Annotated in this window: 16 protein-coding genes; 7 read left to right on the forward strand and 9 right to left on the reverse strand. The window is 70.7% G+C overall.

Translation table 11 applies throughout. The features are described 5' to 3' along the window. Positions 1-10 precede the first annotated feature (10 nt). The 4 genes from ACIPY8_RS07665 to ACIPY8_RS07680 are packed head-to-tail and all read left to right on the forward strand — an operon-like array spanning position 11 to position 3177. Positions 11-994 carry a DMT family transporter gene (locus tag ACIPY8_RS07665; protein WP_400816657.1) on the forward strand — a complete coding sequence of 328 codons (984 nt, stop codon included), beginning with the start codon at positions 11-13 and terminating at the stop codon, positions 992-994. Between the two features lie 35 nt (positions 995-1029). Beyond that, the gene (locus ACIPY8_RS07670; RefSeq protein WP_400816659.1) at positions 1030-1812 is read left to right on the forward strand and encodes an SDR family oxidoreductase; all 783 of its coding nucleotides are present in this window, start codon (positions 1030-1032) and stop codon (positions 1810-1812) included. A gap of 2 nt (positions 1813-1814) precedes the next feature. Next, the gene (locus tag ACIPY8_RS07675) at positions 1815-2525 is read left to right on the forward strand and encodes a uracil-DNA glycosylase (RefSeq protein WP_400816661.1); all 711 of its coding nucleotides are present in this window, start codon (positions 1815-1817) and stop codon (positions 2523-2525) included. 40 nt (positions 2526-2565) lie between these two features. Continuing rightward, positions 2566-3177 carry a GNAT family N-acetyltransferase gene (locus ACIPY8_RS07680; protein WP_400816663.1) on the forward strand — a complete coding sequence of 204 codons (612 nt, stop codon included), beginning with the start codon at positions 2566-2568 and terminating at the stop codon, positions 3175-3177. A gap of 16 nt (positions 3178-3193) precedes the next feature. Here ACIPY8_RS07680 and ACIPY8_RS07685 read toward each other — a convergent pair whose 3' ends face one another. The 6 genes from ACIPY8_RS07685 to ACIPY8_RS07710 form a co-directional block, all read right to left on the reverse strand. Then, positions 3194-3988 carry an ABC transporter ATP-binding protein gene (locus ACIPY8_RS07685; RefSeq protein WP_400816665.1) on the reverse strand — a complete coding sequence of 265 codons (795 nt, stop codon included), beginning with the start codon at positions 3986-3988 and terminating at the stop codon, positions 3194-3196. Beyond that, positions 3985-4776, reverse strand: coding sequence for an ABC transporter ATP-binding protein (locus ACIPY8_RS07690; RefSeq protein ID WP_400816667.1), 792 nt, complete (start codon positions 4774-4776; stop codon positions 3985-3987). Before ACIPY8_RS07690 ends, ACIPY8_RS07685 begins: the two co-directional genes overlap by 4 nt. Beyond that, positions 4773-5639 carry an ABC transporter permease gene (locus tag ACIPY8_RS07695; protein WP_400816669.1) on the reverse strand — a complete coding sequence of 289 codons (867 nt, stop codon included), beginning with the start codon at positions 5637-5639 and terminating at the stop codon, positions 4773-4775. Before ACIPY8_RS07695 ends, ACIPY8_RS07690 begins: the two co-directional genes overlap by 4 nt. Then, the gene (locus ACIPY8_RS07700; protein ID WP_400816671.1) at positions 5639-6586 is read right to left on the reverse strand and encodes an ABC transporter permease; all 948 of its coding nucleotides are present in this window, start codon (positions 6584-6586) and stop codon (positions 5639-5641) included. The genes ACIPY8_RS07695 and ACIPY8_RS07700 overlap by 1 nt, the downstream gene beginning before the upstream one ends. 16 nt (positions 6587-6602) lie before the next feature. Then, entirely contained in the window at positions 6603-8123 is a 1521-nt protein-coding gene (locus ACIPY8_RS07705) for an ABC transporter substrate-binding protein (protein WP_400816673.1), read from the reverse strand. 96 nt (positions 8124-8219) lie between these two features. After that, positions 8220-9146 (reverse strand): alpha/beta fold hydrolase, encoded by a 927-nt coding sequence (locus ACIPY8_RS07710; protein ID WP_400816675.1) that lies wholly within the window; start codon positions 9144-9146, stop codon positions 8220-8222. A 185-nt stretch (positions 9147-9331) separates the two neighbouring features. Between ACIPY8_RS07710 and ACIPY8_RS07715 the strand changes: the two genes are divergently transcribed. Genes ACIPY8_RS07715 through ACIPY8_RS07725 form a run of 3 tightly spaced genes read left to right on the forward strand, consistent with a single transcriptional unit; the run spans position 9332 to position 11043 of the window. Then, complete coding sequence (locus ACIPY8_RS07715) at positions 9332-9808, forward strand: carboxymuconolactone decarboxylase family protein (protein WP_400816677.1); 477 nt, start codon at positions 9332-9334, stop codon at positions 9806-9808. Next, positions 9805-10539, forward strand: a complete 735-nt coding sequence (locus tag ACIPY8_RS07720) for a tyrosine-protein phosphatase (RefSeq protein WP_400816679.1) — start codon at positions 9805-9807, stop codon at positions 10537-10539. Before ACIPY8_RS07715 ends, ACIPY8_RS07720 begins: the two co-directional genes overlap by 4 nt. Before the next feature lie 33 nt (positions 10540-10572). Then, positions 10573-11043, forward strand: coding sequence for an SIP domain-containing protein (locus ACIPY8_RS07725; RefSeq protein ID WP_400816681.1), 471 nt, complete (start codon positions 10573-10575; stop codon positions 11041-11043). Between the two features lie 13 nt (positions 11044-11056). Here the strand turns inward: ACIPY8_RS07725 and ACIPY8_RS07730 are convergent, their stop codons facing one another. From ACIPY8_RS07730 to ACIPY8_RS07740, 3 genes are all read right to left on the reverse strand, one after another. After that, complete coding sequence (locus tag ACIPY8_RS07730) at positions 11057-11512, reverse strand: Fe-S oxidoreductase (protein WP_400816683.1); 456 nt, start codon at positions 11510-11512, stop codon at positions 11057-11059. Continuing rightward, complete coding sequence (locus ACIPY8_RS07735) at positions 11509-12312, reverse strand: arginase family protein (protein WP_400816685.1); 804 nt, start codon at positions 12310-12312, stop codon at positions 11509-11511. The genes ACIPY8_RS07730 and ACIPY8_RS07735 overlap by 4 nt, the downstream gene beginning before the upstream one ends. Before the next feature lie 62 nt (positions 12313-12374). Further along, positions 12375-13121 carry a PspA/IM30 family protein gene (locus ACIPY8_RS07740; RefSeq protein WP_400816687.1) on the reverse strand — a complete coding sequence of 249 codons (747 nt, stop codon included), beginning with the start codon at positions 13119-13121 and terminating at the stop codon, positions 12375-12377. Positions 13122-13168 lie beyond the last annotated feature (47 nt).

Consider the following 13168-nt stretch of genomic DNA (forward strand, 5'->3'; position numbering starts at 1 on the left):
TAGTCGAGGCATGAGTAAACAGATCGGTATACTTTCGAGGATCGTCACGATCCTGGCCGCCGCTGCTTTCATCGTGAGTTGGAGCTCGGGCTTCGTCATCCCGGCCTTCGCGACGGTCGACGTCTCGCCGCTCACTCTGCTCGTGTGGCGCTTCGTGCCGCTCGCCCTGGCCCTCGTCGTCCTCGTCGTCGCCTCGCGCAGGGCGCAGGCCACGAGCATCCGCGATCTCGGGATCCAGGCCTCGATCGGCCTCTTCGCCCAGTTCGGCTACTGTCTCGCCGTCTACGGCGCGGTCGCGGCGGGCATCGCCACCGGCACCGTGGCGCTGATCGACGCCGTGCAGCCCCTCATCATCGCGGTGCTCGTCGGGCCGGTGCTCGGACTGCGGGTCCGCGGATCGCAGTGGGCAGGTCTGGCTGTCGGCGCGCTCGGGGTGCTGCTCGTCGTGCGCTCCCAGTTCGGGTCGGCAGGAGCGCACCCGATGGCGTACGCGCTGCCCGCTGTCGCGATGGCCTGCCTCATCGTCGGCACGCTGCTGCAGCGTCGGTACGAGACCCGGACGCCCCTCATCGTGGCACTCACCGTGCACGTGACGGTGACCGCCCTGCTGCTGCTCGTGATCGCCGCCATCACCGGGAACCTGACTCCGCCGCCGTCGGGATCGTTCTGGTCGGCCGTCGTGCTCACCGCTGTGTTCCCCACGCTCGCGGCCTATGGGCTCTACTGGTGGCTGCTCCGGAGGGTAGGGATCACCGCCCTCCAGGCGCTGCTGTTCCTCATCGCGCCGACGACCTCGTTGGCCGGCGCGCTGCTGCTGCACGAACCGTTGACGGTCGAGACTCTGATCGGCTTCCTGCTGTGCGGCATCGGAGTCGCCGTCGTCCTTCTCGTCGAGAGCTCCTCGAAGGACAGCGGCGAACACACGCACGCCGAGGCGCGGGACACGGGCACCGGAGCGCGAGCGGAGTCTCGCCTCCGCAACGCCGCGCGCTGACCGCGTTCGAGAGCCGAACATCGTACGGTGGAGGCATGGTGAACAGGCGTGCAGTGGTGACAGGTGCCAGCTCGGGGATCGGGAAAGCGACGGTGCGTGCGCTGCGCTCCCGCGGGTGGGACGTCGTGGGCGTCGCGCGACGCGAAGACCGGCTGGCGGCCCTCGTCGCGGAGACCGGCGCCTCGGCGATCGCCTGCGACCTCACGAACGAGGCCGCGGTCGCAGCGCTCGTCGAGGAGCTCGATGCCACGGGGCCCGTGCACGCTCTCGTGCAGGTGGCCGGCGGGGCGCGCGGCACCGACCGGGTGGAGGACGGCTCGATCGCGGACTGGCAGTGGATGTTCGACGCCAACGTGCTCGCCACGCAGCGCCTCGTCTCGGGACTGCTGCCGCTGCTGCGCCGCGCCGCCGCCGCGGACGGCCACGCCGACACCCTGTTCGTGACCTCGACGGCCGCGCAGGTCGCCTACGCGGGAGGTGCCGGATACAACGCGGCGAAGGCCGCGGAGTCGATGCTCGTGCACGCGCTGCGCCTCGAGCTGAACGGCGAGCCGATCCGCGTCGCGGAGATCGCGCCGGGGCTCGTGCACACCGAGGAGTTCACGCTCAACCGTCTCGGCGGCGACAAAGCGGCGGCCGAGGCGGTGTACTCCGGTGTCGACGCGCCTCTGCTCGCGGAGGACGTCGCCGACGTGATCGCGTACGCGCTGGACGCCCCCGGACACGTCAACCTCGACCTCGTCACGATGCGGCCGGTCGCGCAGTCCGCGAACCACCTCCTCGCCCGGGGCCCGCTGCGCGTCCGCGCGGTCGAGTGACGATGCCACCGCGCACGCTCGCGGAGCTCGCCGCCGACGGTGTGATCGACCCGGGGTGGGCCGAGGCGCTCGCGCCGGCGCAGGACGCGATCTCGACGCTCGGCGATCGACTGCGTGCCGAGCAGAAGGCGGGGCGCGGCTACCTCCCCGCGGGGGAGAACGTGCTCCGCGCCTTCCAGCGCCCGCTCGCCGACGTCAAGGTGCTCATCACCGGCCAGGACCCGTACCCGACGCCGGGGCATCCGATCGGACTGTCCTTCGCGGTCGATCCCGCCGTGCGTCCGCTGCCGCGGAGCCTCGGGAACATCTACCGCGAGCGCGAGAGCGACCTCGGCATCCCGCCGGCCCCGCACGGCGACCTCACGGCATGGAGCGACCAGGGCGTGCTGCTGCTGAACCGTGTGCTGACCGTGCGTCCGGGCGAGGCCGCCTCGCACCGCGGCTGGGGCTGGGAGAAGGTCACCGAGCTCGCGATCCGCGCCCTCGTCGCGCGCGAGAAGCCGCTCGTCGCGATCCTGTGGGGCAGGGACGCCGCGAACCTGCAGCCACTGCTCGGCGAGACGCCCGTGATCGCGTCCGCGCATCCGTCGCCGCTGTCGGCGAGCAGGGGGTTCTTCGGGTCGCGGCCGTTCTCCCGGGCGAACACGCTGCTCGAGGGACTCGGGGCCGACCCGGTCGACTGGCGGGTCGCCGGTGACCAGCCGTCCGCGTGACGCGTGCCGTTCCTCGGTGAGCGCGCCCTAAGCTGAGCGCATGCAGTTCGAGCCCGGTGACCGCCGCCGTGTGCTGCCGCGCCATCTGCGCCCCGCACCTTCGCCCGAGGTGTTCTCGTACTCGATTCGTCCTGCCCGGTCGGGAGATCTGCCGCACGTGCGCGAGATCTACAACCATTTCGTGAGCAACTCGGTGGTCACGCTCGACGAGCGCCGCAGCAGCATCCCGTACTGGCGTGACAAGTTCGCGCTGCTCAGTCGGCTCGGCCTGCCGTTCCTCGTGGCCGTGTCGCCGTCCGGCGCGGTGCTGGGCTATGCGCTCGCGCAGCCCTGGGCGGGCAAGAACGCCTACCGGTACACGGTCGAGGACTCGATCTACCTGGGTCCGGGCGCGGGCGGGAAGGGCCTCGGCGGGGTGCTGCTGCAGGCCCTGATCGACGCGTGCGAGCAGCTCGGCATCCGCGAGATGGTGGCGGTGATCAGCGACACGAAGGCGGAGGCGTCGATCCGCCTGCACGCGCGGCTCGGCTTCGTGGAGGCGGGGCGCATGGGACGCGTCGGGCACAAGTTCGGCCGTGATCTCGGGACGGTGTACATGCGCAAGGCGCTGCGCCCCAGCCGCAGGCGTCGCTTCTTCGGCGCCGGGCGCTGAGCGCAGGCCGGAGCGGTCAGTCGGAAGAGGACGGCAGCACCGGGATCGCGGCGAGCAGCGCCTTGGTGTAGTCGTGCGTCGGGTGCAGCAGCACGTCGTCGGTGGTCCCTCGTTCGACGACGTGACCGTCCTTCATCACGACGACGGCGTCGCAGAGGTTCTGCACCACGCCGATGTCATGGGAGACGAGCAGCAGTGTGAGGTCGATGGTCCGGCGCAGTTCGATCAGGAGCTCGAGGATCTGAGCGCGCACCGTGACGTCGAGAGCGGAGAGCGGCTCGTCGCCCACGAGGATGCGCGGACGGTGCACGATGGCGCGTGCGAGCGCGATGCGCTGGCGCTGCCCGCCGGAGAACTCGTGAGGATAGCGATCCGCCATGTCGGGCTCGAGACCGACCTGAGCGAGCACCTCTCGCACCCGCGCCCGTCGGTCGCCCTCGATGCCGAGCGCCCAGAGCGGTTCCCCGATGATGCGTCCCGCCGTCATGCGCGGGTCGAGCGAGGCGTAGGGATCCTGGAACACGAGGCCGGTCTCACGGCGCAGCCAGTGCAGAGACCGGGCCGACGCCGCGGCATCGACGGGCCGCCCGTCCACGGCGACCGAGCCCGCGGAGGGGCGGTCCAGGCCGAGCAGCAGCCGCACGAGCGTCGACTTCCCCGATCCGGACTCGCCGATGATGCCGAGCGACGTGCCGGCCTCGACATCGAGGTCCGTGGGTGCGAGCGCCGTCTGCCGGCGCGTGCGCTCGAAGGCCGCGCGCTTCGGCACGACGAACTCGCGGCTGAGGCCGCGCGCCTCGATCAGGCTCATTCGCGGCCTCCATCCGGACGCCACAGCGTGGCCGTGGCGTCGTGCAGCAGCCCCTGCGTCACCGGCGACGACGGGGAGCTGAGCAGGGTGCTCACGGGAGCGGCCTCGACGACCCTCCCGTCCTCGAGCACGACGCCGTGCGTCGCGACCTGCGCCAGGACCGCGAGGTCGTGCGTGATGAACACGAGCGACATCCCGTTCTCCTCGACGAGCGACAGCAGCAGCGACAGGACCTCCGCCTGGATGGTGACGTCGAGCGCGGTCGTCGGCTCGTCGGCGATGAGGAGCTGCGGGCGGCACGCGAGGGCCATGGCGATCGCGACGCGCTGACGCTGTCCTCCCGACAGCTGGTGGGGGTACCGGTCGACGATCGACGAGGGGTCGGGGAGACGTACGCGCGCCGCCTCCTCGATCGCGCGTCGTCGCGCGGCACGACGGTCGAGCCCCTCATGGATGCGGACGGATTCCGCGATCTGGCGACCCACGGTGCGGATCGGGTTGAGGGCGGTGCGCGGCTCCTGGAAGACGATGCCGATCTCGTCGCCGCGCAGCCGCGCGAGGTCGCGGTCCGGCATCCCGATCAGCTCCGTCCCGCGCCAGCGCACGCTGCCCCGCGCGACGGCTCCCTCGGGGAGCAGCCCGAGGATCGCGAGCGCCGTGAGCGACTTGCCGGACCCGGACTCGCCGATCAGCCCGAGCCGCGCTCCGTCGGGGACCTCGAACGAGATGCCGTCGACGACGCGCCGCCCGTCGATCTCGACCACCAGGCCGTCCACCACGAGGCTCACGCGACCACCGCCGGGACGTGGACCTGGGCTGCGCGATGACGCAGCGTCGGGTCGGTCGCCTCACGGAGGGCGTCGCCGAGCACGTTGAGGGCGAGCACCGTGATCGTGATCGCGAGTCCCGGCCAGATCACCGAGAGCGGGTGCACGCCGATGTAGCGCTGCAGATCGGCGAGCAGCAGCCCCCAGCTCGGATCGACGACCGAGGCGCCGAACCCGAGGTAGGAGAGCCCGGCCTCGGCCAGTACGGCGACCGCCATCGACCACGACAGCTGCACGATGAACACCGGGGCCACGTTCGGCAGCAGGTGCCTCACGAGGCTCTGCCCCGTCGTGAGGCCGGAGGCGCGCGCCGCGAGCACGAAGTCGCTCTGCTGCACGCGACGCAGCTCGGGGCGCGTGACCCGGGCGATGTTGACGCCGAAGCCGATGCCCACGGACCAGATCACGACCCCGAGGGAGCCTCCCCACACCGAGGAGATCATCATGGCGATGAGGAGCACGGGGAAGGCGATGAGGATGTCGACGAGAATGGCGACCGTCTCGCGGAGCCAGCGCGCCGTCAGAGCGCCGAGCGCTGCGAGGGCGATCCCGACGACCGTCGCCACGAGACCGGCCCCCACGCTCACGAACACGGTCGTGCGCGCCCCCGCCATCAGGAGGCTCAGGATGTCCCGTCCGGTGTCGTCCGTGCCGAGCAGATGCGGCCAGCTCGGCGGGGACCACCGCGACGCGATGTCGGAGTCCTGAGGGTCGAAGGGCGTCCAGAACAGCGAGACGAGTGCGGCGATGGCGATCACCGCGATGACGATCAGGCCGAAGCGGCCGGTCGCGCCGCCCCACAGTCTGGTGAGCCAGCCGGGCATCAGGCCTCCCTCTGCCGCGGGTCGATCGCACGATGGATCAGGTCGACGAGGAAGCCGATCACCAGCACGAACCCGGTGAGGACCAGGAGCTCGCTCTGGACCTTGACGAGATCCCGCGTGCCGACGTCGGTCACCAGCATCCGTCCGATACCCGGAAGGGTGAACAGCTGCTCGATCACGACCGAGCCCACGATGATCCCTGCGACCTGGAGTCCCAGAACCGTGACGATCGACAGTCCCACAGCGGGGATGCCGTGCGAGATGAGCGCGCGTGTGCGCGTGAGACCCTTCGCCGCGGCCGTGCGGACGAAGTCCTGCCCGGCGGCCTGCAGCGTGGCACTGCGGACGAAGCGCAGCAGCATGGCGCCCTCGACGACGCCGATCGTGAGGGCGGGGAGGATCAGCGATTCGATCGCCCTCCCCGGTGTGCTCCACCCGGTGCGGGGGAATCCCTGCGGCGGCAGCCACCCGAGCCAGACGGAGAACACCACGATCAGCATCATCCCGGCCCAGACGACGGGGACGGCGGCGAGAGCCTGTGCGCCGACGCTCAGCGCGGTGCCGCCCGGGCGACCGCGGCGGAGAGCGGCGAGGATGCCGAACGGCACGGCGATCAGCACGGCGATCAGCAGCGACATGACCCCGAGCGGGACCGTCACCTGCGCCTTCTCGACCAGCTCCTCGCCGACGGACGCCCCCGACAGCAGGGACGTGCCGAGGTCTCCACGGAGGATCCCGCCGATCCACTCGGCGTACTGCACCGGCAGCGGACGATTCAGCCCCAGCGATTCGCGGAGAGCCTCGACCTCGGCGGGCGACGCCTGGGTGCCGGCGATCAGCTGGGCGACGTCGCCCGGGAACACGCGCAGGGTGAGGAAGATCAGCACGCTCGACACGAGGAGCCCTGCGACGAGCAGGGCTCCTCGGACGAGCGCGTAGCGGATCACGACGTGTGCGCCGCGATCAGTTCTCGGCGGCGACGGTGACGCCGGCCAGGTCGATGCGCGAGTTGATCGAGTCCTCCGGGAACCCCGACACGAGCGGGCTGACGGCCGTGATCGTGGCGCCGTTGTAGAGCCAGTCGGCGGCGTGGTCCTCGGACACGATGCGAGCGGCCTGCGCGAGCAGCTTCGCCGACGCGTCGGGGTCGACCTCGGACAGCGCCTGCGTGTACAGGTCCTGCACCTCGGTGTTGTCGTAGCCGAAGTAGTAGTCCGGGTTCGCGAAGTTGCCGAAGTCGCGCGGCTCGACGTGCAGCACGAAGCTCAGGTCGTAGTCGTGGTTCGTGTAGACGTCCTCGAGCCAGGTCGGGAACTCGACCGAGTCGACCTTGAGCGTGACTCCGACCTTGTTGAAGTCGGAGATCAGGACCTTCGGGACCGTGGTGCCGTAGAAGCTCGGGATCGTGAGCGTGAGCTCGAGATCCTCCTGGCCCGCCTCCTTCAGGAGCTCCTTCGCCTTCTCGGGGTCGTACGAGATCACGTCGGACAGGTCCTCGTATCCGGGGTCCAGCTCCGGGATCGGGCCGTACAGCGTGGTGCCGGCTCCGACGGCCTCCACGAGTGACTCATGGTCGATGGCGAGACGGAGCGCCTCTCGCACCCGCACGTCGTCGAGAGGGGCCTTGGCGTTGTTGAACGCGAGCGTCGCCTTGTCGGTCGTGCGCCCCGTGGTCAGGGTGAAGTCCCCGGAGTCCTCCAGCTGCGAGGCGAGGTTCGGATCGACGGCGGTGAGCACCTGCACGCCGCCGTCGAGTGCCGTGTTGACTCCGGCCGTGAAGTCGGGGATGTACTGGAACTCGACCTGGGCGACGCCGGCGGGCTCGCCCCAGTACGCGTCGTTGCGCGCGAACGTGATCGTGCTGCCCTTGCTCCAGCGCGTGAGCGTGAAGGGACCGGTGCCGTTCTCCGCGGTCTTGAGATCGGTCGTGTCGCCGGTCTGGAACACGAGACCGGCTGGGCCGGTCAGCGCGAACAGGAAGTTCTGGTTCGGCTCGGTGAGCACGATCTGCACCGTGGTGGGGTCGGGAGCCGTGATCGACGCGACCGACGAGAAGTCGGCGTTGCCCTGCAGCGTCGTGTCGGTGCGGACGGCCTCGTACGAGGAGACCACGTCGGCCGACGTCAGCGCGGTGCCGCTGTGGAACGTGATGTCGTCGTTCAAGGTGAACGTGTAGGTCAGCCCGTCGTCCGACACCTCGTAGTCAGAGGCGAGACGAGGCTCGATCTCGTTGTCCTCCGTGCGGCTCACGAGGCCCTCGTAGATGTTGTCTATGAGGATCTGCTCGATCGCGGCGCCGCTCGTGTGGCGGATGTCGAGGTTGGTGGGCTCGAGCACGAGACCGACCTGGAGCGTGGCATCGGGGTCGGGCTCTCCGACGGGGGCCGTGGTCTCGGGCTCGGTGGCGCCCGAGCAGGCGCTGAGGATGATCGCGCTCGCTGCGATCGCGGAGATCAGTGCGAATCGCCGGGTACGTCGGGACATTGTCGGGTGTTTCCTCTCGGTGCGGCAGGTGCTGTGTGCCGGTGGGACGAGCCTAGGGATGAGTCGGGGCGGTCGGCGCGCCTGTGGAACGGAGCGTCACAAACCCGTCGAGGCCTCAGCGGAGGCGATCAGGTCGGCGAGCGGCGCCGGCGCGGTCTCCTGCACGTTGTGCGTCGCGTCGAGGACGACCACGCGGGCGTCGGGGAGGCGGCGGGCGAACTCCTCGGCGTCCGCGGCGCTCACGAAACCGTGCAGGGCGCGGACCAGCGTGATCGGCGTCGTGGTGCGGGTGAGGTCGTCCCATCCCGAGGCGCTCAGCAGCGACGGCGCGGCCGCGTCGCCGGGGGCGTGCGCGGCGAGGGACTGGGCGGCGAGGTGCGCGAAGTGGTGCTTCCATTCGACGCGCCCGTCGGCCCGGACACGCGTGTTGTGGAAGACGCCGCGCTCGGTGTCGGGACGTGCGCCGCCGAAGCCGAAGGTGATCGCGCGGTCGACGAGCTCGTCGCGGCTCGCGAAGTCGGTGGGGCCCGCGTAGAACTCGCGCAGGGCGGCGGGACCCGCGGACGTGTCGATGCCCGGGGTGATGTCGACGACGATGAGCTCGGCGACGAGGTCGGGGCGCGCAGCCGCGAGGGCGGCGCCGGTCAGGCCGCCCAGCGACTGGCCGACCACGACCTGGGGGGACTCGGTCCACGCGTCGAGAGCGGCCGCGACGTCGACCGCGAGCGTGCGGGGCGTGTAGTCGAGGTCGTCCCGCCACGAGGAGTCGCCGTGGCCGGCGAGATCGAGCACGAGCGTCGGCGCGCCGAGCGCGAGGACCGTCGTGTCCCAGGTGTGGGCGTTGAGCCCGGCGCCGTGGAGGAGGGTGACGCGCGGGGGAGCGGAGCCGAACCGCAGGGCGCTGATCGTGCGGCCGTCGGGGAGGGCGAGGGAGAGCCGCTCGACGGCAGGCACGGATGCCCCCGTCGCCTCGGCCTGTGCGGGAAGATAGCTGAACTCGGTGATGTCGGTCGCCACGTGCATATTCTGCTCTGCCGGAGAGGCGCGCGGGAAATGCGGAAGCAGAATGACGAGAAGAGTCCCGCTTTTACCGCGCATTACGTCATGTTAATCACAGTTTGAATTGTCTTTCTGCATTTCCATTGTCATCTCGTCGAGGGCGGATCATCGCCGCCGACGACCACACGCGAGCGAATATCATGGACGGCATGAGCGAGACGCGAGTGCACCTCTCCAAGACCGAGCCGACCGCCTATCAGGCACTGGATGCGTTCTCGAAGACGGTGGGGCAGATCTGCGCGGCGAACGGCATCGACGACCGCCTCAAGGAGATCGTGATGATCCACTGCTCGCAGCTCAACGGCTGCGCGTACTGTACGCGCGTGCACGTCGACCGTGCGACCGCCGCGGGCATCGACGCCGACACGATGATGCAGATCGCCACGTGGCGCGAGAGCGACGTCTTCACCGAGCGTGAGCAGGCGGCGCTGGAGCTCGCGGAGGCGTTCACCTTCATCTCCGAGGACGGCATCTCCGATGACCTCTACAACCGCGTCGGCGCGATCTTCACCGAGAAGGAGTACGCGGCCCTGAGCTGGGCGTGCATCTCGATCAATGCGTTCAACCGTGTCGTCATCGCGGGTCGCTACCCCGTGCCGCCGCGGGGGGCTCAGGCGCAGGCATGAACGTCCTCCACATCGAGGGCGTCACGAACGTCCGCGACGTCGGCGGCATCCCGGCGGCGGGCGGGCGGATCCGCTCCGGGGTCCTGCTTCGTTCCGGGCAGCTGTCCGGCGCGACGACGGCGGGTGCGGATGCCCTCCGGCATGCCGTCGCGCACATCGTCGATCTGCGTGACGGCGAGGAGGTCGCCGCGGAGCCCAGCGGCATCGAGGGGCCGGCCACCACCCATCTGCCGCTCTTCCTCGGATCCGTGCGCTCGTTCTTCGAGAGCGACACGAGCCTCGACGACCTCTACCTCCACCTCCTGGAGGAGAGCGGCGACCGACTCGTGGCGGCGATCCGCATCATCGCCGCGGGGGAGGCCACCCTCGTGCATTGCACGGTGGGCAAGGACCGCACCGGCGTGACGGTCGCACTCGCTCTGTCGGCGGTCGGCGCGGACCGGGAGGCGATCATCGCCGACTACGCCCTCACGGAGTCGCAGCTGCCGCCCGAGCGCTCGCGACGGATCGCCGCGTACCTGCGATCCCAGCATCCGGAGGCGGTGCACGCCGTCGCCCTGGCCACGCAGTCGCCTGCACCGGTCATGCGCGCTCTCCTCGCCGCGGTGGACGAACGATGGGGTTCGGCGGGCGCCTACCTGCGCGCCCAGGGGATGACGGACGCCGAGCTCGCCGCGCTGCACGCGACCCTCGTCGAGCCCGTCGTCGCGGAGGATCGCGACCAAGGTTAGGCAAGCCTTCACTTGGTGTACGATGGAGACATCATGAGCCTCTCCGTCGACACCCGCAGCACGCGCGCCGCGCGCCGTGCCGCACGTCGCTCCGCGCATCACCTCGTGACCGCCGACGAGCACTCGCTCGCCGAACTCGAGGCGTTCCTCGCGACGCTCCCGCTGTGCGCCTCCGGACGCATCTTCGTCGAGGTCGCAGAGACCGCGGACATCGGCGTGATCGACGCCCCCGGCCGCATGACCGTGACCTGGCTGGCCCGCGACCGCCGCTCCGGCGCCCCGGGCACGGGACGCGCCTGCGCCCCCGGGCAGGCCCTCGCTCGCGCGACCTGCGCCTGGGCCGACGAGATGATGTGCGACGACGAGGTCGAGACGCACGTGACGCTGCTGGGCGGATACCTCGGGACGGCGGACATCGTCGAGCATCTGACGACCGATCTCGCGATCGAGCCGTCGCGGATCCACGCTCCCGAGCGCTTCGGTCTGCTCCCGCTCGACCGCTGAGCGCCCCGCGGCTCTATCGTCGTGACGACGGGACCGGCTTCCCCCGACGCACGTAGTTGCCGTCTTCGAGGCCTGCCTCGATCTCGAAGCGGTTCCGCAGCGGATCCCGTCCGGCGATCGCGTAGAGAACCGGCATGAGGAATCCGTAGCGCAACCACTGCGCCTTGTGCACGGCCTCGTGACGCAGCACGGCGTCGGAAGGACGGGAGTCGCCCGTGAGGAAGCAGCCGCCCACGCACACGCCTCCGCGATTGAAGGTCCACGAGGGCATGCCCTGGAAGACCCAGAGTCCGGCGCGTCGCTCGACCGGGCCGGTGCTCCACAGGGATCCCCACACCCATCCGACGGCCGTGCCCCACACGTAGCCGATCCGACTGATCGGGGAGCGCAGCAGGAACGAGGGGATGCGGCGGTCGAGGCGTCGCCCGCGCACGAGCGCCTCCTCGGCGGCGGGTCGCCAGTCGGTCATGCGACGGCCCCCACGAGGCGCAGCAGCGCGCCCAGGTCGTCGACGGCGTCGGCAGGGGATCGCGGGGCGAAGCCGGCGATGGTCGCGCCGGCCAGCGGCACCCGTTCGCTAAGGGCTCGGATCGCTGCGCCGAGTGCGGAGGGGGTGGCGCCGAAGGGCACGGCCGCCGAGACGCCCGCGAGATCGGCGGGGTCGAGGACGTCGACGTCGATGTGCACCCAGACACGGCCCGCGCCGGTGGCCGCGACCGCGTCGGCGAGGGCGTCGACGCGGTCGAGATCGTCGACCGTCAGCCGCGTGAGTCCGTCGAGCGCCGATTCCTCGGCGTCGTCGAGCGTGCGCATCCCGACCGTGACGACGCGGTCGTGCGGGATGCCGGGGGAGAGAGCCAGCTGCGCCTCGCCCTCCCCGAGCACGGCGCGCAGGGCCATGCCGGAGAACGCCCCGGACGGCGAGGTCTCGGGCGTGTGGAGGTCGCCGTGGGCGTCGCACCACACGACGGCGAGGTCGTCGGTGCCGCCGGGCAGGGCGGCCAGAGCCGCGACGGTCACGCTGCAGTCCCCGCCGATCACGACCGTGTCGGCCGTCATGTTCTCGGCGACGAGCTCCCGCGTGCGGCGGAGGGCGCTCAGACGGCGGACGCCGGTGCCGAGGGACTCGCCGGCTTCGACGGGCACGTCGAGCACGGTCGTGGCGGCGCGGGGAAGGTCCCCGGCGATCGCCGAGGCGCCGTCGACGAGGAGCATCGCGCGCGCGGCGGGGGAGCCCTGCCACTGCGGGACGACGAGGAAACGCACCATGGATGCCTCCCAGGGGAAGGCGGATGCCCCGGACACATCTGTCCGGGGCATCCGCGGGTGTGTCAGGAGCCTTCGATCGCCTGGCGCGAGGCGTTCGAGCCGCCGGCCTTGAGCTCGGCCAGACGGGCCTCGACCTCGGTGAGCTCACCGAGGTCCTCGAGGCTCTCGAACTGCGCGTCGAGGCTCGACGCCGCGAGCTCGGCCTTGCCCTGGGCGAGGGCCTCCTGGCGGCGGACCTTGTCTTCGAAGCGGCCCAGCTCGCTCGTGGGGTCGAGCACGTTGATCGACGACACCGCGTCCTGGACCTTGGTCTGCGCCTCGGCGACCTTGGCGCGGGCGAGCAGTTCGCTGCGCTTGTTCTTGAGCTCGCCGAGCTTGTCCTTCATGCCGTTGAGGCCGGACTTCAGCTTGTCGACGATCTCGGTCTGCGACGCGATCTGCGGCTCGGCGCCGGTCGCCTCGCGCTCCGCGCTGATCTGGCGCTGCAAGGCGATCTTGGCGAGGCTGTCGAACTTGTCGGCGTCCGCCGCGTTGCCGCTCCCGCGCATCTCGTCGGCCTTGCGGCTGGCGGCGAGAGCCTTGTTGCCCCACTCGGTGGCCGCCTGGACGTCCTCTTCGTGGTCGCGCTCGAGGAGCCGCAGATTGCCGATGGTCTCCGCGATCGCCGACTCGGCGTCGGCGATGCTGTTGGTGTAGTCCCGGACGAGCTGGTCGATCATCTTCTGCGGGTCTTCCGCAGAGTCCAGGAGCGAGTTGATGTTCGCGCGGACGAGGGTCGAGATACGTCCGAAGATGGACTGCTTGGTCATGCGTGTTCCTTTCAGAGGGTCGTCGTCGTGGTCTGTGTGAAAGCGTG

This window comes from Microbacterium sp. NPDC089696, from assembly GCF_044749125.1.
GTDB lineage: Bacteria > Actinomycetota > Actinomycetes > Actinomycetales > Microbacteriaceae > Microbacterium.